Annotated in this window: 20 protein-coding genes; 19 read left to right on the top strand and 1 reads right to left on the bottom strand. The window is 47.4% G+C overall.

Annotation, left to right across the window (positions count from 1 at the left end):
• The 18 genes from AAHB90_RS31715 to AAHB90_RS31630 form a co-directional block, all read left to right on the top strand.
• On the top strand, positions 1 to 283 hold a 283-nt coding region (locus AAHB90_RS31715; protein WP_342089351.1), incomplete at its 5' end, for a hypothetical protein.
• Between the two features lie 100 nt (positions 284 to 383).
• Positions 384 to 1,805, top strand: coding sequence for an anthranilate synthase component I family protein (locus AAHB90_RS31710; protein ID WP_342089350.1), 1,422 nt, complete (start codon positions 384 to 386; stop codon positions 1,803 to 1,805).
• A gap of 12 nt (positions 1,806 to 1,817) precedes the next feature.
• The gene (locus AAHB90_RS31705; RefSeq protein ID WP_342089349.1) at positions 1,818 to 2,207 is read left to right on the top strand and encodes a tautomerase family protein; all 390 of its coding nucleotides are present in this window, start codon (positions 1,818 to 1,820) and stop codon (positions 2,205 to 2,207) included.
• A gap of 24 nt (positions 2,208 to 2,231) precedes the next feature.
• Positions 2,232 to 2,798, top strand: a complete 567-nt coding sequence (locus tag AAHB90_RS31700) for an anthranilate synthase component II (protein WP_342089348.1) — start codon at positions 2,232 to 2,234, stop codon at positions 2,796 to 2,798.
• A gap of 53 nt (positions 2,799 to 2,851) precedes the next feature.
• Complete coding sequence (gene trpD / locus AAHB90_RS31695) at positions 2,852 to 3,841, top strand: anthranilate phosphoribosyltransferase (RefSeq protein WP_342089347.1); 990 nt, start codon at positions 2,852 to 2,854, stop codon at positions 3,839 to 3,841.
• 53 nt (positions 3,842 to 3,894) lie between these two features.
• Positions 3,895 to 4,713 (top strand): indole-3-glycerol phosphate synthase TrpC, encoded by an 819-nt coding sequence (gene trpC, locus AAHB90_RS31690; protein WP_342089346.1) that lies wholly within the window; start codon positions 3,895 to 3,897, stop codon positions 4,711 to 4,713.
• Positions 4,710 to 5,360: a phosphoribosylanthranilate isomerase gene (locus tag AAHB90_RS31685; RefSeq protein WP_342089345.1), complete on the top strand. Its 651-nt coding sequence runs from the start codon at positions 4,710 to 4,712 to the stop codon at positions 5,358 to 5,360. The genes trpC and AAHB90_RS31685 overlap by 4 nt, the downstream gene beginning before the upstream one ends.
• 5 nt (positions 5,361 to 5,365) lie before the next feature.
• Positions 5,366 to 6,565: a tryptophan synthase subunit beta gene (trpB, locus tag AAHB90_RS31680; protein WP_342089344.1), complete on the top strand. Its 1,200-nt coding sequence runs from the start codon at positions 5,366 to 5,368 to the stop codon at positions 6,563 to 6,565.
• A gap of 23 nt (positions 6,566 to 6,588) precedes the next feature.
• Entirely contained in the window at positions 6,589 to 6,789 is a 201-nt protein-coding gene (locus AAHB90_RS31675) for a hypothetical protein (RefSeq protein WP_015813244.1), read from the top strand.
• Positions 6,790 to 6,852: 63 nt separating this feature from the next.
• Positions 6,853 to 7,209 (top strand): Dabb family protein, encoded by a 357-nt coding sequence (locus AAHB90_RS31670; RefSeq protein ID WP_342089353.1) that lies wholly within the window; start codon positions 6,853 to 6,855, stop codon positions 7,207 to 7,209.
• Positions 7,206 to 8,030: a tryptophan synthase subunit alpha gene (gene trpA, locus AAHB90_RS31665; protein WP_342089343.1), complete on the top strand. Its 825-nt coding sequence runs from the start codon at positions 7,206 to 7,208 to the stop codon at positions 8,028 to 8,030. The genes AAHB90_RS31670 and trpA overlap by 4 nt, the downstream gene beginning before the upstream one ends.
• A 99-nt stretch (positions 8,031 to 8,129) precedes the next feature.
• Positions 8,130 to 8,870 (top strand): hypothetical protein, encoded by a 741-nt coding sequence (locus tag AAHB90_RS31660; RefSeq protein ID WP_342089342.1) that lies wholly within the window; start codon positions 8,130 to 8,132, stop codon positions 8,868 to 8,870.
• A 194-nt stretch (positions 8,871 to 9,064) separates the two neighbouring features.
• Positions 9,065 to 12,385, top strand: coding sequence for a DUF4175 family protein (locus AAHB90_RS31655; RefSeq protein WP_342089352.1), 3,321 nt, complete (start codon positions 9,065 to 9,067; stop codon positions 12,383 to 12,385).
• Positions 12,386 to 12,578: 193 nt separating this feature from the next.
• Positions 12,579 to 12,992, top strand: a complete 414-nt coding sequence (gene ybeY / locus AAHB90_RS31650; protein WP_342089341.1) for an rRNA maturation RNase YbeY — start codon at positions 12,579 to 12,581, stop codon at positions 12,990 to 12,992.
• 53 nt (positions 12,993 to 13,045) lie between these two features.
• Positions 13,046 to 14,908: a tRNA uridine-5-carboxymethylaminomethyl(34) synthesis enzyme MnmG gene (gene mnmG / locus AAHB90_RS31645; protein WP_342089340.1), complete on the top strand. Its 1,863-nt coding sequence runs from the start codon at positions 13,046 to 13,048 to the stop codon at positions 14,906 to 14,908.
• On the top strand, positions 14,908 to 15,810 hold the full coding sequence (locus tag AAHB90_RS31640) for a class I SAM-dependent methyltransferase (RefSeq protein ID WP_342089339.1): 903 nt from the start codon (positions 14,908 to 14,910) through the stop codon (positions 15,808 to 15,810). Before mnmG ends, AAHB90_RS31640 begins: the two co-directional genes overlap by 1 nt.
• 67 nt (positions 15,811 to 15,877) lie before the next feature.
• Complete coding sequence (locus tag AAHB90_RS31635) at positions 15,878 to 17,494, top strand: Ig-like domain-containing domain (protein ID WP_342089338.1); 1,617 nt, start codon at positions 15,878 to 15,880, stop codon at positions 17,492 to 17,494.
• A gap of 434 nt (positions 17,495 to 17,928) precedes the next feature.
• Positions 17,929 to 19,740, top strand: coding sequence for a tetratricopeptide repeat protein (locus AAHB90_RS31630; RefSeq protein ID WP_342089337.1), 1,812 nt, complete (start codon positions 17,929 to 17,931; stop codon positions 19,738 to 19,740).
• Positions 19,741 to 19,873: 133 nt separating this feature from the next.
• Here AAHB90_RS31630 and thrC read toward each other — a convergent pair whose 3' ends face one another.
• The gene (gene thrC, locus AAHB90_RS31625) at positions 19,874 to 21,181 is read right to left on the bottom strand and encodes a threonine synthase (RefSeq protein WP_342089336.1); all 1,308 of its coding nucleotides are present in this window, start codon (positions 21,179 to 21,181) and stop codon (positions 19,874 to 19,876) included.
• Positions 21,182 to 21,383: 202 nt separating this feature from the next.
• Between thrC and pruA the strand changes: the two genes are divergently transcribed.
• Complete coding sequence (gene pruA, locus AAHB90_RS31620; protein ID WP_342089335.1) at positions 21,384 to 23,015, top strand: L-glutamate gamma-semialdehyde dehydrogenase; 1,632 nt, start codon at positions 21,384 to 21,386, stop codon at positions 23,013 to 23,015.
• Positions 23,016 to 23,251: the final 236 nt, after the last annotated feature.

Below are 23,251 nucleotides of genomic sequence, written 5' to 3'. Positions count from 1 at the left end.
GCAACAAAAGCATCCCCTCAAAGGATGCTTTGTTGCGTTTGGGGAGGTGGCATCTGTCACTATGGCAGCTAAGTTAGAAGCCCAACTTCCTTGTTTTAAAGCTTACGCTCATTCCGGCTCGCCCTTTTTTGCAAATTCCTGCAGAAATATTTTGCAGGATACCGCAGCGATTATTCTTTTTTCTATATTTGCAACCGTAACTGTCGCAAGGCAAGAATCAACGATGAAATTATTCAATACTATTTGGTGGTGGCGTACTTATCCTTCCAAGATGGACAAGTAAGGCTATTGCATGGTATAGAATCAAAATATACATCCAAACGGCTCGCTGTTCATCTGACAGCGAGCCGTTTTTTTTATACACTTTACATTACAACCTGCAAATGAAAACCCTGGACAAGACTTATCAGATCACCACACGCCACAAAAAGCTCCTGGCCGATACATTGACGCCGGTCTCCATCTACCTGAAACTCCGCGACCGCTTCGTCAACACAATTCTCCTGGAAAGCTCCGACTACCACGGTAACGAAAACTCTTTTACCTATATCTGCTGCGACCCGATTGCCTCATTCAAACTGAACAATAGCACGGTTACGCAAAAGTTTCCGGACGGCTCAGAAGTCAATTTCGAGCTATCCAAACGAAAAGATGCCGTCCAGGCATTGTATGGATTTGCCCAGAGTTTTGTATCCGAAAAAAGTAAATTTCCTTTCATCACAAATGGTCTTTTTGGTCACATGACCTACGATGCCGTCACCTATTTCGAAGACATCGAAATCCAGCCGGCCAGTGCCGAAACGGAAATCGATCAGATATTCTACCAGGTTTACCGGTACGTAATTGCCATCAACCACTTCAAAAACGAATTGTATATTTTTGAACATCAATACGGCGAGACAACGGAAGAGGGCGGTATAGAGCAGATCGAGGTGCTGATCAAGAACCGGAACTTCCCGCAATACGGTTTCAGCATCACATCAGAAGAAACTTCCAATGTCACCGATGACGAGATGCGCAAAGTGATTCAGAAAGGAATCGACCATTGCCTCCGCGGGGATGTGTTCCAGATCGTTCCTTCGCGTCGTTTCAGCCGCAAATTTCAAGGCGATGAATTCAATGTTTACCGTGCACTCCGATCCATTAACCCTTCGCCTTACCTCTTCTACTTTGATTACGGCAACTACAAGATCTTTGGTTCTTCTCCCGAAAAACAGATATTCATCAAAAACGGCCAGGCCGAAATCCACCCGATAGCAGGTACATTCCGTCGCACCGGAGATGACCAGGCCGATGCAGAAGCGGCACAAAACCTGCTTAATGATCCCAAAGAGACGGCTGAGCACGTGATGTTGGTCGATCTGGCACGGAATGACCTCAGCCGCAGCTGCGACGCCGTGAAAGTCACAAATTACAAAGAGGTACAATACTATTCCCATGTGATCCACCTTGTTTCAAAAGTGGTGGGCAAAATGAACAAGGGCGTAAATCCCCTGCAATTGGTGGCCGACACGTTTCCTGCCGGCACGCTATCGGGCGCACCCAAGCATAATGCCATGAAACTGATCAATCAGATGGAAAACAGCAACCGCAGCATTTACGGAGGCGCTATCGGTTTTATGGATTTCAATGGCGATTTCAACCATGCCATTGCGATCCGCACATTCCTAAGCAAGGACAACACGCTTTTCTTCCGGGCCGGAATGGGCGTGGTCGCAAAGTCGAATGTTGAAAGCGAATTGCAGGAAATCAATAGCAAGCTGGCAGCACTACGCCAGGCTATCCAGGTTGCAGAAGGACTTTAAAAAACCGGTACCATGTCGCAGATCAAGATATATGGCCTCAAATCTTCGCTGTACGCGATCCGGGAGCGTTTGTCCGACACACTACACAGCTGCATCGTAGAAGCCTTCCAATATCCGCAAAATAAGCGCGCGCACAGGTTCTTTTACCTCGACGATGGTGATTTCTTTTACCCGGAAGGCAGAAGCGAACGCTACACGATCATCGAAATAGCCTTGTTTGAAGGCCGTTCTATAGAGGCGAAGAAGCATTTGTATCAGCTGATATTCCGAAAATTCGAGGAAGAGCTCGGTATCACACCCAACGACGTGGAGATCACGCTCACCGAAACGCCGCCACACAATTGGGGCATTCGTGGGAAAGCAGGGGACGAATTGGTCCTGGATTATAAAATTGCCGTTTAAAACGATTTGAAATTTACCGTCCAAATGAAAATATTAGTTCTCGACAATTACGATTCTTTTACCTACAATCTCGTGTACATCCTCCGCGAGCTGCACGATCAGGTGGACATTTACCGGAACGACAAAATCGCCCTGGAAGACGTCGGAAAGTACGACAAGATCCTGCTTTCTCCCGGACCGGGCATTCCTTCGGAAGCGGGCATTATGCATGATGTGATCCGCGAGTACGGACCCTCCAAAAGTATTCTCGGCATTTGTCTCGGGCATCAGGGAATAGGGGAAGTTTACGGCGCAACGCTGGAAAACATGACCGACGTACTACACGGAATCGCCGATACGGCCATCGTTACCGATGCCAGCGACCGCATTTTCAAAGGCTTACCCTCGGAGATCAAGGTAGGCCGCTACCATTCGTGGACTGTCATTCCGGAGACGTTCACCGAAGACCTTACCATCACCGCCGTGGACGAAAAAGGCCGGGTAATGGGACTTTCACACAAAAAATTTGATGTAAAAGGGCTCCAATTCCACCCGGAATCGGTTTTGACAGAGCATGGGAAGGAAATGCTGCAAAACTGGTTGCAAATCTGACCTCCCCATTATAACACCGCCTTACCCTACGATATTAGCTTTTTTAAACTGTCATGAAACACATTCTTAGCCATCTTTTTGAATACAAAGTCCTCGACAAGACGCAAGCCAAAGACGTTTTGATCGGAATTGGAACCGGCAGATACTCCAACTCCGAAATTGCCTCATTTTTAACAACTTATGCAATGCGCAGTATTACCGTCGAAGAGCTGGAAGGTTTTCGCGACGGTTTGCTGGAACTCTGTCTTTCGGTCGATTTGTCGGCCTACGACCCTATCGATGTCTGCGGAACGGGCGGGGACGGCAAGGATACATTCAATATTTCGACGTTATCGTGTTTTGTGGTAGCGGGGGCTGGTCAAAAAGTGGCAAAACATGGTAACCACGGCGTTTCCTCTATGTGCGGGTCGTCGACTGTGCTGGAATTCCTGGGAGCGAAGTTTACGAATGATAAGGATTACCTCGAACGGAAGATCGACCAGGCAGGTGTATGCTTCCTTCACGCACCTCTTTTTCATCCTGCGATGAAGAATGTGGCACCCGTAAGAAAGGAATTGGGCGTGAAAACATTTTTCAATATGCTCGGTCCGATGGTAAATCCGGTATCGCCGAAAAAACAGCTTGTAGGCGTATTCAGTCTTGAATTAGCGCGTCTTTTTGCTTATCTTTACCAACAAACGGATAAGCAATTTCTGGTTCTTCACGCATTAGACGGCTACGACGAAGTGTCATTGACAGGTGCTTTTAAAATTATCACTGCTCATTCCGAGCAAATTCTTACCCCTTCTCACTTAGGGCTTCAAACATTGCGCGCCGCCGATTTATCTGGTGGCGTGTCAGTCGAAGATTCGGCCCGGATTTTTATGAATGTTTTGAACGACACGGCAACGCCTTCGCAGAAACAGGCGGTGCTGGCCAATGCGGCTATGGCGCTTTACTGTGCTAACCCGACCTTGTCGCTGACCGACGCAGTGGAAACAGCGCGGGAGTCGCTCGAAAGCAAGAAAGCATTGGCTGCTTTCAAAAAACTGATCGAAGAATAGTTAGTGGGGAAGCATTTTTCCCTTTTGATATAATTGCAGTTACAGCATTTTAGATGAATATTTTAGAAAAAATTATCGCCCGTAAGCAGGAAGAAATCAGCGAGTCGAAAAAGCAACGGTCCATTTCCGACTTGGAAAAGGAGCCTCTGTTCGCACGGGAAACTTCTTCGCTGGCCGGGGCTTTAAGGTCATCTACTACACCCCGCATTATCTCGGAATTCAAGCGGAAATCGCCTTCGAAAGGCATTATCAACGCGGATGTACTTCCTGAAATCGTGACGAAGGATTATGCGAATGCGGGCGCTGTCGGGCTGTCGGTACTCACCGATACCGATTTTTTCGGCGGCTCATTTGCCGATTTCCTCGCAGCAAGGGAGGCTAATCCGCAGATCCCGATGCTCAGAAAGGATTTCATCGTGGACGAATACCAGCTTTTTGAGGCCAAATCCATCGGCGCGGATGTGATCCTGCTCATTGCGGCATGTCTTACGCCTTCGGAAATCGCCCATTTGAGCCGCAGGGCGCACGATCTGGGGCTGGAAGTACTATTGGAAGTCCATAATGCGGAAGAACTGTCTGTAAGCGTAGGTGAACACATCGACATTGTCGGCGTCAATAACCGCAATTTAAAGACATTCGAAACGTCGATCGAGACGTCTGTCGTGTTAAGTGAACAGATACCCGATGAATTTGTGAAGATTTCCGAGAGTGGGCTGAAAGGTGCCGAGACCATTGTAAAACTGTTTCAACACGGCTACAAGGGATTTTTGATAGGAGAAACGTTCATGAAAACTGTAAACCCCGGGGCCGCACTTGTCGGTTTGCAGCAAAATTTAACTCAACATAGCATTTTAAATCCTCTGGTTCTATGAAAATTAAAGTTTGCGGATTGCGCCAGCAAGGCAACATTGAGCAGGTTGTAGCCTTACAGCCGAATTTTATAGGATTTATTTTCTATGACAAGTCGCCACGCTTTGTTGGTGAGGAACTAGATGAAGAATACATCCGCAGTATCCCCCAAAACATTAAAAAAGTAGGTGTGTTTGTGAATGCAAATCCCGGCCATATCCTGAATATGGTCAAAAAATACGACCTGCAATATGTGCAGCTGCATGGCAACGAAATGCCCGACATTTGCCGTAGCATCCGCCAGAAGGGAGTTAATGTGATTAAGGCATTTTCAATCGATGAAAAATTCAACTTTGCCATGCTGAACAACTACAAGTCGTTTTGTGACCTGTTTTTGTTTGATACGAAAGGAGCAAATCCGGGAGGTAACGGTACGGCATTCGACTGGAAATTGCTGGGCAAATACGATAATGAGAAGCCATTCCTCCTCAGCGGCGGCATCGGGCTCGACAATATCGAGGAGATCATCGCATTATCCAAAACCATGCCCATTTACGGTATCGATGTCAACAGCAAGTTCGAAACCGAGCCAGGCGTGAAAGACGTACCCAAGCTGGAAGAGTTATTTAGTTTAGTTCGCGTAAAAGAGCAAGAAGAAGCGGAAGCTTAATTTTTATGGAATCAATTGCAGAAAAGAAGTCGTATCAGGTAAACGACCGCGGTTATTATGGCACCTTCGGGGGCGCATTCATTCCTGAAATGCTGTATCCGAACGTAGAAGAACTGCGTGAAAATTACTTGCAAGTGATCGCAGACCCTTCTTTTCAAAAGGAATTCAACGATTTACTACGCCATTACGTAGGCCGGCCCACGCCACTTTACCACGCTAACCGGCTTTCGGAAAAATATAAAACAAATATTTTCCTCAAAAGGGAAGATCTCTGCCACACCGGTGCGCACAAGGTGAACAACACCATCGGGCAAATCCTGATGGCCCAGCGCCTGGGCAAAAAACGCATTGTGGCAGAAACCGGTGCGGGACAGCACGGCGTCGCAACGGCTACCGTCTGCGCATTGATGGACCTCGAATGCATCGTGTACATGGGCGAGCTCGATATCGAGCGCCAGGCGCCTAACGTGGCGCGCATGAAGATGCTCGGCGCGGAAGTACGCCCGGCTACGTGCGGGTCGCGTACGCTGAAAGATGCCACCAACGAGGCTATGCGCCACTGGATCAACAACCCGGTCGATACCCATTACATTATCGGTTCCGTGGTAGGTCCGCACCCTTATCCCGACATGGTAGCGCGGTTCCAGTCCGTTATTTCCGAAGAAATCCGCTGGCAACTAAAAGAACATATCGGTAAAGAAACGCCCGACTATGTTGTGGCGTGTGTCGGTGGCGGAAGTAATGCGGCAGGCGCATTTTACCACTTCCTCGATGAAGAAAATGTCAAACTTGTAGCTGTGGAAGCGGCAGGCCTCGGGCTTACTTCCGGACATTCCGCGGCGACAGTAGCATTGGGCAAGCCTGGCGTGTTACACGGCAGCCGCACCATCCTCATGCAAACCGAAGACGGCCAGGTGGTGGAACCATTTTCTATCTCCGCAGGGTTGGATTACCCGGGTATCGGGCCCCAGCACGCGTGGCTCGCTGCCAGCGGCCGCGGTACATTCCTTTCGGCTACCGACGATGAAGCCGTACAGGCGGCTTTCGAGCTGACACGTCTTGAAGGCATTATCCCCGCTTTGGAATCGTCACACGCACTGGCCATTTTGGGCCGTCTAGGTGCTTCGGAGAGCGAAACGGTGGTACTGAACCTCTCGGGCCGTGGCGACAAGGATATGGGCACTTATATGAAATACATCGATTAATTCTCACCTCAATACAACATCACATGGCTACATTGACACTGCCAGAGGTTTTCGATCTCAGGTTGAAGATCCAGGAACTGGAAGCAAAGGTAAACTCAGGTGAACTGTCGCTCTTCGAACGTTGCGATATGGAAGACGAAATCCTCGAAATGAAAGAAAAACTGGGCGAGTTCGATCGCCTGAAGTTTAGCGACGAAGGCGAATGCCTCAACTGCTCAGCCTAGTCCCGGATCACCTTTAATCCATACCACCATATGCAGAGATTTAAACTCTTTTTGCTTGCTTCCATGGTCCTTTTCAGCACCATGTCGTTTATTTCACCTTCAAATCCACCTAAAAAAATGCTGCGTCACGTTGTTCTTTTCAAATTCAAGGATTCTGCAACGCCTGCGCAAGTGAAAGAAGTGGAAGATGCTTTCAGAAAGCTCCCTTCGAAGATCAAAGAGGTGAAAGGATTTGAATGGGGTACCAACAACAGCCCCGAAGGATTGGCGCAAGGCTTCACACACGTGTTTTTCGTGAGCTTCGACAGCGAAGCCGGTCGCGAGGTGTACCTGCCGCATCCTGAACACAAAGCATTTGTAAAAGTCCTGGAACCACACCTGGACAAAGTATTGGTTGTTGACTACTGGACACAGGAATGAACCGCATTGTAAATCTTTTTCAGAATTTTAATAACACGGGCGGCGAATCGAGCGGCGGACGGACGGGCTTGCTGAACGTCTATTTCACTGCCGGCTTTCCGGAGCTGGACGATACTACGCGAGTCCTCAAAGCATTGCAGGATGGCGGCGCGGACCTGGTTGAAATAGGGATGCCCTATTCCGATCCTGTGGCCGACGGCGAGACGATCCAGCAAAGTAATGACCGCGCGCTGGAAAACGGCATGTCCGTGCGCATTTTGTTCGATCAGTTGCAAGACATGCGCCAAACCGTGTCGGTACCAGTGCTACTTATGGGTTATATCAATCCGGTATTGCAATATGGTATCGAAGCATTCTGTGCTAAATGCGCCGAAGTAGGTGTGGATGGGCTGATCCTGCCCGATATGCCGATGGACGTATACCTCGATGAATACAAATCCATTTTCGACGCATATGGATTACTGAACATCTTCCTGGTAACACCACAGACTTCGGAGGCGCGCATCAGGCAGATCGACGAAGTGAGCGAAGGGTTTATCTATACCGTTTCATCCGCAAGTGTTACCGGTTCTAAATCCGGCGTGAGCGGCGATATGGAAGCCTACTTCGAAAAGCTCGACGCGATGAACCTTCGCAACCCGCGACTGATCGGATTCGGGATCAAAGACCACGACACATTCGTGAAAGCTTCGAGCCACGCCGCCGGCGCGATCATCGGAAGCGCGTTCATCCGTGTTTTGCAGCAAAGTACCGACCTCGAAAACGATGTCAGGGCATTTGTAAGAGAGGTCAAGAACTCTTCCGAGGCAATACCGGCATAATTCGCTGCGCAACGGTCGATTTGAGTTTTCTTCAGGCATTAATTTTGTACAAACAATCCGGTCCCGGGTTGTTTGTTTTTTTATATGCCAATGTCTCCAATGAAAACTACCTTTTACCTGTTCATCATTCTCATTTGCAGCGTATATAACCCTGTATCCGCACAGTTCAATTTCGACGTCGAAGGCGGGCTCATTTTAGGTACCAGTTACAATAAAGTACAAATTCCCAGCGGAAGCGGTACGCGCGTGAATCTTGCAGAGCAGCTAAAACTGGACCGGAGTGCGTTTTATCGAATCCGTGCGGGTTACCGGATTGGGAACCGCCACAACATCTCCGCGTTGTTTGCGCCGCTGACGATCCAATATCGCGGGGCACTCCCGCAGGCCACCAATTTTAACAACACGAGCTTCCTTCCCGGCCAGCCTCTCAATGTCGACTACCGGTTCAACTCGTACCGTCTTACCTATCGCTACGATTTTTTCGCGAACGGAAAGTGGAGGGTAGGGGCAGGGCTCACCGCCAAAATCCGCGACGCCGACATCCGGTTCAAGAGCGAGTACGCCGACGCGCATTACGACAACCTCGGTTTTGTGCCGCTCATTAATTTCTATGCTTCCTGGAAACCTGCTTATCATTGGGCTATCATTCTCGAAGGCGACGCGCTCGCGGCGAAGCAGGGACGTGCCGAAGATATCTTCGGTGGTGTTGCCTACAACTTCAACAATACGATCGCGATCAAGCTTGGCTACCGAATGCTCGAGGGCGGCGCGGATAATGACAAGATCTACAACTTCAACTGGATCAACTATGCGTCGGCAGGTCTGCTGATTTCACTCTGACGGCCAAACGACGTGTCCTGTCACCCCGAATTTTCCATACGTTCTGGGGTAAATGTGCTGGAGATTCGCTATATTTCTTTGTTTTTAAAACCGTTTTCCGACGCGTGTAGGCATTCGGTAATTTTTAACGGCCGCATGCGTTATAAAACTTCACAGTATATACCTTGACCACTATGGCTCCTTTCACTACCTCAATGGAAGGCCTGTTGCTACGCATTCAGGAATACCGTCAGAAATATTATCAGAACCAGTTACTCAAAGGTGCGATCTTCTCAATCGGGCTTCTGCTAACCGTCTTCTTGTTTTTCAACACAATCGAATATTTCGGACGGTTTAGCTCGCTGGTGCGCGGTATGCTGTTTTTTGGATTCCTGGCGGTGCTGGTATTTTCCTTTGTGCAGTGGGTGGTTCAGCCGATCATTCACTTGTACGGTTTGAAAAAACCGTTATCTGATGAAGAAGCAGCATTAAAGATCGGACAGTATTTTCCGGAAATAGGGGATAAACTGGTGAATACACTACAACTGGGGAACCTGACCGGTAGCCAGTCCGACCTGATCGATGCGAGTATCCGGCAAAAGTCGGGGCAGCTGCTGATCGTCCGCTTTTCTGATGCCATTCGTTTTAACGAGAACAAAAAAAGGCTGAAATACGCGGTATACCCGCTGGCCGCCATTGCCGTAATCCTGCTTTTTAACCCGTCCTTCTTTTCTTCCAGTTCCGACCGTATTATCCATTTCCAGAAAAATTACACTTACGCACCATTCTCTTTTGAACTACAAAACAAGAGCCTGAAAGCATTTCGGAATGAGGATTTTACATTGAACCTCACCTTAAAAGGAGAGGCTATCCCATCCGCTGTTTACCTCGTACAGAACGGAACCCGCTTCAAGCTCACCCAGGAAAGTGCCAAAGATTTTTCCTACACATTCAAAAACCTGCAACGCGACGTCGCGTTCTCTTTCGATGCGGCCGGCTATGTCTCGGATGAATATCGCATTGTAGTAAATGAAAAGCCTTCACTGCTCTCGTTTGATGTCAACCTGCATTACCCCGCGTATTTGAACAAACCTTCCGAAGGGCTGAACAATGTTGGAAACCTCTCGGTACCGGAAGGCACTACGATCGAATGGAATTTCAATACTTCCTCAACCAAAGCGCTAGCTATCAGATTCGAGAACGATTCGGCATTATATACTGCGAAAGAAAGCAATGGCGATCATTTTGAAATCCGCAAAACGGTAAGAAAATCGGCTCAATATCAAGTCAATCTGAAAAATGATGAGACTACCAATTCGGACAAAATCGGCTATTTTATCAATGTAATCCCGGACAAATATCCGGTCATGAACCTCGAAAATTTCCAGGATACGACCCTATACAATTACCTGGTATTGGGTGGGTCAATCAGCGACGATTACGGATTTTCGCAGCTGAAAATGTTCTATTCAGTCAAAAGGGCGAATGAGGAAAAACCTGCCGAGCCCCGGAGCATTCCTATTCCATTTAACAAGACTGTCAATACACAGAGCTTCTTCTTCCAATGGTATGTAGACAGCCTCAAACTGGCTCCCGGCGACAGGATCGAATACTATGCCCAGGTTTGGGATAATGATGGCGTAAACGGCGCAAAAAGCGCCCGCTCGCGTGCTATCCAGTTTACAGTTCCTTCTAAGGATCAGCTGGAAGCAGAAGTGCGTAAATCGGAACAGGAAACTGAGAACCAAATGCAGTCGGCCATGAAAAAGGCGCAGAGCCTGCAAAAGGATATCGAAAACCTCGATAATCGGCTCAAAAGCAATAAAGATCTCGATTTTAAAGAGCAGAAGCAGATTGAGGAAGTCTTGCGCAAGCGCGAGGAGCTGATGAAGGAATTGGAAGCCCTGAAAGAAAAGCATCAGGACACGAATGAAAAGTCACGCCAATTCAATCAGCAGAGCCCTGAATTGCAAGCCAAGATCGAGCAGTTGCAAAAGCTGATGAACGATCTGATGGACGAGGATACCGAGAAGCTGTATAAAGAGCTCAAAAAGCTTTTGGAACAGAAACAGAGCGAACGGATGTCGACCATGCTCGAAAAACTCCGTAACAAAGAGAATAACCTGGAAAAGGAACTGGAACGTACCATGAAGCTCTTCAAGCAAATGCAAATGGAGCAGAAAATGGAAAACCTTGCGGAAAAGCTGAATGATCTTGCTGATAAGGAGGAGCAGCTGGCCGAAAAGTCGGAGCAGAACGACAAGAACAAAAATGACGACGATAAAAAAGGCAAGAACGACGATCTGAAAAAAGAGCAGGAAAAGATCCAGGACGATTTCAAAAAAGCCCAGGAAAACAGCAAAGAAATCGAGGAAATGAGCAAGGAGCTGGAACAGGAGCTCGATATGCAGAAAGAGGAGGAAAAAAACGCCTCTGAGCAAATGGAACAAAGCAAGCAGCATCTCGACAAGCAACAGAACCAGAAAGCCTCTCAGTCGCAAAAAAACGCGGCAAAATCAATGAAGAAAATGTCGCAGTCGATGCAGGAACAAATGGAGTCTGCAGAAATGGAGCAAATGCAGGAAAACATGGATGCATTGCGGGACATTCTTGAAAACCTGATCACGCTTTCCTTCGATCAGGAAACATTGATGAAAGACTTCCGCGGCGTGAGCCTGCAAGATCCGCGTTTCGTAAAACTCGGCCAGCAGCAATTGAAACTGAAAGACGATGCAAAAGTAGTGGAGGACAGCCTGTACGCGTTGGCGAGCCGTGTGGTGCAAATCCAGTCGTTCGTTACCCGTGAGCTCAACGATATGAAGTCGTACATGAACGAGAGTGTGAAAAGCATTAAGGACAGGCAAATCAACGTCGCCACGTCGAAGCAGCAGTTTGCCATGACCTCCATGAACAACCTCGCATTAATGCTAAGCGATGTCTTCAACCAGATGCAGCAGCAAATGGCGATGGCCATGCCTGGTGCCGGCAAAGGCAAAAAGGGTAAGCAGAAAGGCCAGCAGCAGGGAATGGGCGAAATGCAGGAGAAACTGAACGGACAGATTAAACAACTCGGACAGGGTAAGGAAGGGCAGGGCAACCAGTCGGAACAACTCGCCAGAATGGCCGCCCAGCAAGCCGCGATCCGGAAAATGATCCAGGAACTGATGGAGCAGCAAAAAGGCACCGAGCAAGGCAAGCAAATGGGTAAAGAGTTGCAGGAGATTGCCGACAAGATGGACGAATCGGAAACGGATCTCGTCAACAAACGCGTCACACCGGAACTCATTAAACGTAACCAGGAGATCACTACGCGACTGCTCGAATCGGAAAAAGCAATGAAAGAGCAGGACGAAGACGAGCAGCGCAAGGCACAAGCTGCGAAACAGCTGCCAAAACAGCCGCCGGCTGCATTTGAAAAATACATTCGCGAAAAGGAGAAGCAAACCGAGTTGCTTCGTACCATACCGCCTACATTCTCACCATTCTACAAACGCGAGGTCGATACATACTTCCGTAAATACCAGGCCAAGAACTGATCGTATGCCCCTTTTGTTGGGCTAGGGTAGGGGATAGCGTTAACTCTTTTTAACAGAGCATGCAGACGCTATGCCCTGCTTTTCATGTTCTTAACCGTAGACTTTGTAAGTTTGTAAATTATTTACGATCAAATATTTAAATATCACGCGCTCCGGCTACGCTTGTGCGGCCACTGGCGCGCGGTCATCAAACATGGTTAGTTTCTTCTCAGAAGACATTGATTTTAAGGTAGTTAATCCAATTAAAACTAAGAAGTGGATCAAAAACGCCTCAATTTCAGAAGGTTATGAAGTTTCGCAATTGAATTACATATTCTGTTCGGACGAATACCTGCTCGAAATCAATAAACAGTATCTCGACCACGACTATTTCACTGACATCATTACGTTTGACAACAGTGAGGAAGACAAGCAATTGGAAGGCGATATTTACATTAGTGTAGACAGGGTACGGGATAATGCAGAAACGTTCCACACCGATTTTGATTCAGAAATGCGCCGTGTGCTCATTCATGGACTTCTCCACCTCGTGGGTTACGAAGACTCGAGTGAAGCGCTTAAAACGGCCATGAGGGCTAAAGAAGATGAGTATCTTAGGCTGTTCTAGTTAAATTTCCACGTGGAACACTTTAATTAAAGTGGTTTAACAAGTAGTATAATATGTTTCAGGAATATGATGTGATCGTGGTAGGTGCTGGCCATGCAGGATGCGAAGCCGCCGCGGCAGCAGCGACGATGGGTTCGTCGGTGCTGCTGATCACAATGAATATGCATACCATCGCACAGATGTCGTGCAACCCCGCGATGGGTGGCGTCGCCAAAGGACAAATCGTCCGGGAGATCGACGCGCTTGGCGGACAATCCGGGATCGTCTCCGACAAAACGATGATCCAATTCAGGATGCTTAACCTCTCCAAAGGTCCTGCGATGTGGAGCCCCCGTTGCCAAAGCGACAGGGTACGTTTCGCGGAGGAATGGAGATCCATCCTCGAAAACAATCCGAATGTCGACTTCTGGCAGGACACGGCGAAGAATATCATCGTCGAGGACGGCAAGGCATGTGGTGTGGTAACAAGCCTTGGAATTGAGATCCGCTCCAAGGCCGTCGTGCTGACGAATGGTACGTTCCTGAACGGACTCATCCATATTGGTGAAAAGAATTTCGGCGGAGGTCGTACAGGAGAAAAATCCGCGACCGGCCTCACCGAACAACTCGTGACGCTCGGCTTCGAGGCAGGTCGTATGAAAACCGGTACGCCCCCGCGCGTGGACGGTCGCTCGCTCGATTATTCCAAAATGGAAGAACAACCAGGCGACGAAAACCCAGCCAAGTTCTCCTACACCGATACCAAGCCCCTTGCCAAACAGCGCAGCTGCTGGATCACCTACACCAACCAGGAAGTACACGACGTACTTAAAACAGGCTTTGAAAAATCGCCCATGTTCTCGGGCCGTATCAAAGGTCTGGGGCCGCGTTATTGCCCGTCCGTTGAAGACAAGATCAACCGGTTCGCAGATAAGGACCGCCATCAGATTTTCGTGGAGCCGGAAGGATGGGATACGGTGGAGGTCTACGTGAATGGCTTCTCGACATCACTTCCGGAAGACGTGCAATATGCCGCGCTCCGGAAAATTCCAGGCTTCGAAAATGCAAAGATGTTCCGACCCGGCTATGCCATCGAGTATGACTATTTTCCGCCGACACAGCTGAAATCTACGCTCGAAACTCACCTAGTGAAGAACCTCTTTTTCGCAGGACAGATCAATGGTACTACGGGCTATGAAGAAGCCGCTTGTCAGGGATTGATGGCCGGTATCAATGCGCACCGGAACGTGAATGATCTCGACCCATTCGTACTCAAAAGATCCGAAGCGTACATCGGCGTGCTCATCGATGACCTCATAAATAAAGGCACCGAAGAGCCCTACCGGATGTTCACTTCGCGTGCGGAATACCGCACATTGCTGCGCCAGGACAACGCAGATCTGAGACTCACAGAAAAAGGATATGAAATCGGTTTGGCCAGTGAAGAAAGAGTAGAAGCTGTGCGCAAAAAGAAACGGGAAACCGACGAGATCATCGCCAAACTGAGTGGAACCAAACTCACCCCAGATGAAATCAACCCCGCGCTGGAAGCTATCGGCACCGCGCCAATTCGCGAGAAAATGGCCATTGCACAGCTCTTGAGAAGACCTCAAATCTCGATCGGCCAGCTGCTCGACGCAAGCCCTGTAGTAACGGAATTGCTCGCTGAATACGGCACCGATTCCGTGCAACAAGCAGAAATCAATTTGAAATACGACAGCTATATCGAGAAAGAAATGCTGCTCGTCGAGAAAATGAACAAGCTGGAAAACCTCGCCATCATTGATAATTTCAACTATGACGTGGTCACTTCCTTGTCCTTCGAAGGCCGTGAAAAGCTGAAAAGAACACGCCCTTCTACGATCGGCCAGGCGTCGCGCATCAGCGGTGTCAGCCCTTCGGATATATCAGTTTTAATGCTTTACATAGGCCGCTAATGTCTTTAGAAACACTCGACAAATGCCCGGTATGCCAACAATCAAGTTTCAGCAATTATCTGAACGTGGAGGATTATACCGTTTCGCATAAAGAATTTACCATACAACAATGCAATTCCTGCTACTTCCTGTTCACTAATCCGCGTCCCTCGGAAGAGCAGATCGGTGCATATTACGAGTCTCAGGACTACATTTCTCATCACGACGAGGCAAAAGATCTGATGAGCAAAGTATATACTTCGGTAAGAAATCACACGATTGAAGAAAAGGTAAAGCTCATCAACAGCCTTGTTCAACCAAAAGGAACATTGCTGGATATCGGTTGCGGAACTGGCAATTTCTTAACCGCCGTGAAACTCGATGGTTGGAAAACTTTCGGAACAGAACCCGATTCCGGCGCGCGTGAAGTGGCTTCGAAAAGGGTAGGAGCAACGGTATTTGAAAGCATTTTTGAAGCTGATCCAGGGGCACAACAGTACGACATTATCACGATGTGGCACGTATTGGAACACGTACATAAGCTGAATGAAACGATCGACTGGCTTCAAAATCATCTTAAACCAAATGGCCGGATCATTATCGCAGTACCGAATCCCCAGTCACATGACGCATCCAAATATGGCCGTTTTTGGGCTGCCTACGACGTTCCGCGGCATTTGTATCACTTCACCCGCGCTACTATGAAAAACCTCGTGCAGAGACATGGTTTGACGGTTGAAAAGATACTTCCCATGTGGTTTGATTCCTTTTATGTGAGTATGCTCAGCACCAAATATAAAAGTAGCAAAACTGACCTCATTGATAGTGTAATCACTGGTTTGCAATCCAATTTGAAAGGTCGCGTAGGAAGCAACAAGGAGCTGAATACCTCCAGTCTTATTTACGTAATCTCGAAAAACTGAAAAGTCCCAATACAACAAACGGCCCTCAATACCCACTGTATTGGGGGCTTTTTAAATTCATCTGAACATGCTTAGAACGATTGTTTTTGCCATACTCATACTGCTCTTTTTCGAACGCTGTGCACAACAGGTTCCTCCCACCGGTGGAAAAAGAGACTCCATTCCGCCCACTCTGGTGGAGAGTAATCCTCTGAACAAAACCCTCAATTTTAAAGGCAAAAAAATCGAATTGCTCTTCGACGAATATGTCGTGGTAGATAATATTAACCAAAAACTGGTAATCACGCCGGAGGCTGACAACCCCTATTCGTACAAACAAAACGGGATGTCGGTACTACTTACATTTAAAAATCCATTCAAAGACAGCACCACCTTCACGCTCAATTTCGGTGACGCAATCAAAGACTTTGCGGAAAAAAACCCGGCAAAAAACCTCAAAATCGTATTCAGCACGGGCAGTTCTCTCGACTCCGGACGTGTTTACGGGACGCTGACCGATATCCGCACGAACAAGCCTATTTTCGATGCCCTGGTGGGCCTCTATAATGTCAGCGACACGCTCAACATCGCAAAACAGAAACCCTACTACTTTTCCCGCACGGACAGCAGTGGCATTTTTTCCATCGAAAACATCCAGACCAGGCAGTACAAACTAATTGCTATCGACGACAAAAACCGCAATATGCTCTACAATGCAAAGGATGAACGCATGGGTTTTTGGGGTAAAACCATCACGGCAGGCACCGATTCCGCTGCCTATAAGCTCAACATGTACCTTTCAGACAATTCACAATTAAAAATCCAGCGCACCCTACCCAAAGTGAACAACTACGCGGTGGTATTCAGCAAGCCTATTGAGAGCGTCGAAGTCACGTTTGTGAACAAAGATTCGCTTCCCTACCTACTCGAACCGAACGGTACAAATCTGAAATTTTTCAATGTAGAGCCGCATCCCGACACCACTCTGGTAAAATTAAAGACCCTGGACTCACTGGGAATAACCAGCGAATTCGAGCAAAAAATCGCCTTTCAGGCCCAACGCGGGAAAACGAGGACGCTTGATCCTATATCCCTTACCACGCTTCCGGAGGCAAATAAACCAGTCTCGAATACCTTCACTTACCAGCTAATTCTCAATAAACCGATCAGAACCATCGATGATCAGAAAATCGCAATTATCTCCGATACCCTCACGCACGAGCCACTCAACACATTCAAATACAGCTGGAATAAAAACCATAATATCGTCACGATTGAAGCGAAATCGTTCGCGAAAGACACAGTAAAATTCGATATTCCAAAAGGCTCAATCATCAGTGTAGAAGGTGACACGCTGCCAAAAACAATGCTCAGGCACCCGATTTTAAATGAAGAAGATTATGGAGTGATCCGCGGCCGCGTTACCAACGCCGACACCTCAGTACATTTCATCCTGGACCTCGTGGACGAGCAATACAAGGTGGTCCAGACGCATTACGAATCTCCCTATACTTTCAGGAATATTCCGCAGGGAAAATACTTTTTACGCATCACAATCGACAAAAACCGGAATAGGAGATGGGACACCGGCCAGATGGACAAGGGTCTCCAGCCCGAACCCATCTATTATCTGCCCGACAAGATCCTTTTAAAGGCAAATTTCGAGCTAAATGATATCAACATCACCATTCCTGGAGAAAAATAACGACATTTTTGTCTACAGTCTGTGGATAACTATGTGAATAACGACGAAATTTTGTTGGTAAGAGGGGCGAAAATGTGAACAACTATGTGGATAAGCCCCAATATGTGTGGATAAAAATTCGAATTTCGGCCTACAGTGGATAACGAGCAACTAAACCAGAGTTAACAGTACGTTGATACACTTTAGAAAGTGTGGAAAACAAAAGTAGCCAACTAAAGCCGTTTACCCACATTCCAATGTGAACAGATTATTTCCTAACTTGTATTTCAAGTACTTAAATGTTGATTTTGAAAATCGCTACAGTGGATAACTACCTTAAGTTATTCACATTTTGTGGATAACTATGTTAATCTACAGTGGATAAGGAGTTTATTCACAAATCCACAGCCCCACTGAAGGATAATAACTAAAGGGAAAAGATTTTTTTATCTATTATGAAAAAGGTTACGAGCTGTTTGATGATAGGATTTCTGCTTTCCGGGGCGGCGGCGGCGTTCGGGCAGGGGGAGCGGGAGCTGGCCGAGGAGTACTTCAAGAACGGGGATTGCCCGAAAGCGCTTAGTTACTATTCTTCTTTCCTGAAAAATTCGTTCGAGAAAATCTCTTTAAAGAACTACACGAGCTGCATTGTGAAAAGCAAGGCATGGGGAGATGGCGAGCAATTTTTCAAAAAGCAGATCAAAGGCGATGCGAACAATGCGGCGTGGTACTATCTCAATTGGGGCATTATGCTTGAGAACCAAGGGAAGGCCGTAGAGGCGTCCAAAAAGTATGAGCAGGTCGTCACCGCTTCGGGCACACGAACGGAGCTTAAACGCGATCTGGCGGACGAATTCCGGGCGAATAACCAGTCGGAATGGGCTAAGAATATTCTGCTCGAAGCACGGGAGAGTGCGAAGCGATACGATATCTTTCAATTGGAACTGGCAAGCGTGTACCGCGACCTGAACCAGCCCGAAAAGATGATCGATGAGCTACTCTCTTATGGAATGCGCTACCAGAATACCGAGGTGGTCCAGAATATGCTTCAGGACTTTACGAAGGATGAGAAGGAGCAGGCTTTGCTCGAAAAAGTATTGTATGATAAGATCCAGAAATTTCCCAATGAGGGCTTTTATAATGAACTGCTGATCTGGTACCAGGTACAGCGTAAGGACTTTTATAAGGCATTTGTTCAGGAAAGGGCGCTGGACCGCCGCTTCAAACACAACGGCTCACGGCTTTACAATCTCGGAATGCTGGCCTTGCAGAACCTCGATTATGCCAATGCAGGCATGATCTTCGACCATTTGGTGAAGGAATATCCCAAAGGCCAGCTTTATCCGGTTGCCCGCCGGATGGCTATTTTCGCAAGAGAGGAACAAGTCAAAAATACTTATCCTGTCAAAAGAAGCGAAGTGCAGAAGCTCCTGGGGCAATACCAGCAGCTCGTCGACGAACTGGGTGTGAATGTCCGCACGATCGAAGCCTTACGCAACATGGCGATTTTGAATGCATTCTATATGGATGATTTCAAAAAGGCGATCGAGATACTGCACACCGCTATTGAAGCCGGTAAGGCGGAGAAGAGCTTTGTCGATAAATGCAAACTGGATCTTGGCGATATTTACTTGTTGCAAGGCGAACCCTGGGAAGCTACGCTGGTTTATTCGCAGGTAGAGAAATCGCAGAAGGACGATGTGCTGGGTTATGAAGCCAAGCTTCGTAATGCGAAGCTACATTATTTCAAAGGTGAGTTTGAACTGGCAAAAGCCGTTTTGGATATTCTGAAAAAGGCGACTAGCCGGGAGATTGCCAACGACGCCAACGAGCTTTCACTTTTAATCATGGACAATACAGGGCTCGATAGCACGGAGGCGGCCATGAAGGCTTACTCCTCTGTGGAGTTGCAGTTGTTTCAAAACAAGAAGTTCGAAGCGATCGATACTTTGAAACAGCTTTATAAGAAATATGAAAATCATAGCCTGGCTGACGAGATCCTGTGGCTTACAGCTAAAACCTACATCAAGCTCGACAGTAATCAGCAGGCGATGGCGGATCTGAAATTGTTGTATTCTAAATTTGGCCATGACCTGTATGGCGACGACGCACTCTTTGCCATGGCGAAGCTCTACCAGGAGAAACTCAATGACAAGGATCAGGCGATGAAGTTGTATCAGGAGCTGATGGAGAAATACCCGGGCAGCATTTTCGTCGCCGAGTCGCGGAAGCGCTTCCGGATTTTGAGAGGCGATGTGATCAACTAGGAAAAATTTTTGCAAGAATAGTAAAAGGCCCCGGAGTTTACGACTTCGGGGCCTTTTACATTTTAATATTCATGTCCTTGCACCCGGATTCAATCAAATATTTAAACCTCAGGCGTATTAAAATCGACTATATCTATTTTAACTCATTCATTAATAGCGATTTGAATTCAGAAAATTCAGGTTTCATTTTGATCGATACTTTTTCAATATCCAGCAGCGATTTCAGTCTTTCGGGCACATCGATACTTTTTCCTAATGTTTCTTCCACCAGGTCGATAAATTTGGCGGGATGTGCCGTCGAAAGGAAGACGCCGGTAAAATCACCCTTTGTTTTTTTCCGGTACTCCTGAAGACCCCGGTAAGCAACGGCGGTGTGCGGGCACATCACATAGTTCGCATTACCAAAAACTTCCCGCATCGCTTTTTGTGTTTGCTCATCGTTGAAGAATGCACCTGAAATTTTTTCAGTAACCGATTTCCAGTCATCATTGAAAAATCGGATCAACCGCACGAAATTGCTCGGACTGCCGACGTCCATCGCATTGGAAATTGTTTCAATGGATGGTACCGGCTCGTAAGCGCCGGATTCGAGGTAACGTGGTACAGCATTGTTTACATTGGTAGCCGCGATGAAATGCTCGATAGGTAAACCCATCCGGTAGGCGAGGAGGCCTGCGCTGAGATTACCGAAATTTCCGCTTGGTACCGAGATTACCAGTGGCTTCCTGAATTTCTTCAGCTGCGCGTAAGCAGAGAAATAATAGAATGACTGCGGGATCAGTCGGGCAATATTGATAGAGTTAGCCGAGGCGAGATTATACTTTTCGCTCAATTCGGCATCAAGGAATGCCTCCTTTACCAGGCGCTGGCAATCATCGAACGTTCCGTCGACCTCGATAGCCGTTACGTTATGACCAAGGGTGGTAAGCTGTTTTTCCTGAATATCGCTTACTTTTCCGCTCGGATACAGGATTGTAACAGAAATGCCGGGGACTTGGTAAAACCCTTGTGCAACCGCACCGCCGGTGTCGCCCGACGTCGCTACCAGAATGCGGATTTCTTTATTGGAACGCTGCAAAAAATAGGACATGATCGCAGCCATAAACCGCGCTCCGAAGTCCTTGAAAGCCATAGACGGGCCATGGAACAGTTCGAGCACATAGTCGTTTGGTGTGATCTTCACGACCGGAGCCTCGAAATCATATGCACGATCGATGATGGATTCAATTTCACTTCTTGTAATTTCGCTGCCCAAAAGTGTGTGGGTCACCTCGATGGCGATCTCTTTGAAAGATTTATTTTCAATATCTGCCAAAAATTCCTTTGAAATAGTTGGGATGGATTCGGGCATGTAGAGACCGTTATCAGGAGGAAGACTGTTGAAAACGGCTTCTTCCAGCGATGCTTTCAAGTCGGCAGTTTTGGTACTGTAAAATATCATTTTGATATAAATTGATCCGGAAAATGGGAGCGCAAATTTAACTAAAATCCCAGCAGGTCAGTTATTTTGACAACTTTTAAATGGATTTTCAAAATAGAAGTCCGGATGGTACTTTGCGGCGAAAGCATTGCGGGATCGTGTCGCGGGGTAATTTTGTTTCAGCATTAGCAATTAGTAAAATCAATATAACAAACCAAATAATATGTCGATAGGAATTTTCAATGTGCCGGCACTTAAAAACGAGCCGGTGAAAAGCTACGCAGCAGGCAGTCCTGAACGCTTAGAGCTAAAAAAGGCGCTTGCAGATGCCCGCGCCAGAACCATTGATGTACCACAATATATAGGCAGCGAAGAAATCTATTCGCAAAACAAAAGGCCAATTTCGCCACCACATGATCACCAGCACATTCTCGGCTATTTTCATGAGGGGACAAAAGAAGATGTTGCCAGGGCGATCGATGCGGCTTTGGAAGCCAGAAAAAGCTGGGCTATGCTTACCTGGGAACAACGTGCAGCAATATTCCTGAAAGCAGCTGAGCTGATCGCCGGTCCGTATCGGGCCGAAATGAATGCAGCGACCATGCTGGGGCAGTCCAAAAACGCCTATCAGGCTGAGATCGACTCTGCCTGTGAAATCATTGACTTCCTGCGGCTTAATGTGAACTTCATGCGGGATATTTATGAAGAGCAACCAATCTCTTCGGAGGGTGTCTGGAATCGCATGGAATACCGACCGCTGGAAGGATTCATCTTTGCCATTACACCGTTCAATTTTACTGCTATTGCCGGAAATCTGCCCGCTGCACCCGCGTTAATGGGCAATGTCGTGATCTGGAAACCGGCATTTACGCAGGTATACGCTGCCAACGTGATCATGAAAGTGTTCAGGGAAGCAGGATTGCCGGACGGTGTTATTAATATGGTCCTCGCAGATGGCCCGGTTGCAGGAGACGTTATCTTCAAACACCCCGATTTCTCCGGCGTGCATTTCACAGGAAGCACCAAAGTGTTCCAGACTATTTGGAGGACTATCGGTGAGAATATTGCTACCTATAAAACATTTCCAAGAATCGTGGGCGAAACCGGAGGTAAAGACTTCGTGCTGGCGCACAGATCTGCGGACGCAAAGGCCGTCGCTACGGGCCTTGTACGCGGAGCGTTTGAATACCAGGGGCAGAAATGCTCGGCGGCTTCGAGAGCCTATATTCCTTCGAATTTGTGGGAAGAGGTAAAGGAATTTATGCTGGCTGATTTGGCGGAGATCAAAATGGGCGGGGTAGAGGACTTCTCTAATTTCGTCAACGCGGTAATCGACGAAAAATCGTTCGACAAGATCGCTTCTTATATAAATGGTGCGAAGGCTAGCGGCGACACTGAAATCGTCGCAGGCGGCAATTTTGACAAGAGTAAAGGCTATTTCGTCGAACCGACGATAATCCGGGCTTTTAAGCCGGATTATGTGACTTTGTGCGAGGAGATCTTCGGGCCCGTACTTACAGTATATGTATATGACGAAAATGAATTCGAGCAAATTATTCCTGTCATCGATGCCACGTCACCCTATGCATTGACAGGTGCTGTGTTTTCAAAAGACAGATACGCGATTGAATACGCGACACGGCATTTGGTAAATGCGGCGGGTAACTTCTATATAAATGACAAGCCGACTGGAGCTGTGGTAGGACAGCAGCCATTCGGTGGCGCGCGTGCGTCTGGTACAAATGATAAGGCTGGATCGGTTTTAAACCTGCTTCGATGGGTGTCTCCGCGTGCTATTAAAGAGACGCTGGTTTCACCGAAAGACTATAAATATCCCTTCCTTTCCGGCGAATAATTGTACAATGGCTCTGAATAATTTGAATAGTTGAAGAACTTTCAAAAAAGTTAAGATTTTTATTGCCCCAGTATTGCAGTTGAAAAATTCTTTTCTACCTTTGCAATCCCAATCGCAAACGACGCGAGAGACAAGAAGAAAAGAAAGCGCGATTGGCCCTGTTCTTTGACATGATGAGATAGACCAAAAGAGTAAGAAAAACTCGTTTGAATAGAATCAAGCTACTTAGGTAGCAA

Origin of the sequence: Dyadobacter sp. OTU695 (genome assembly GCF_038440355.1) — a bacterium.
Lineage (GTDB): Bacteria > Bacteroidota > Bacteroidia > Cytophagales > Spirosomataceae > Dyadobacter.
Note: the sequence above shows the minus strand (reverse complement) of the source record. Positions and strands in the feature narration are given on the sequence as shown.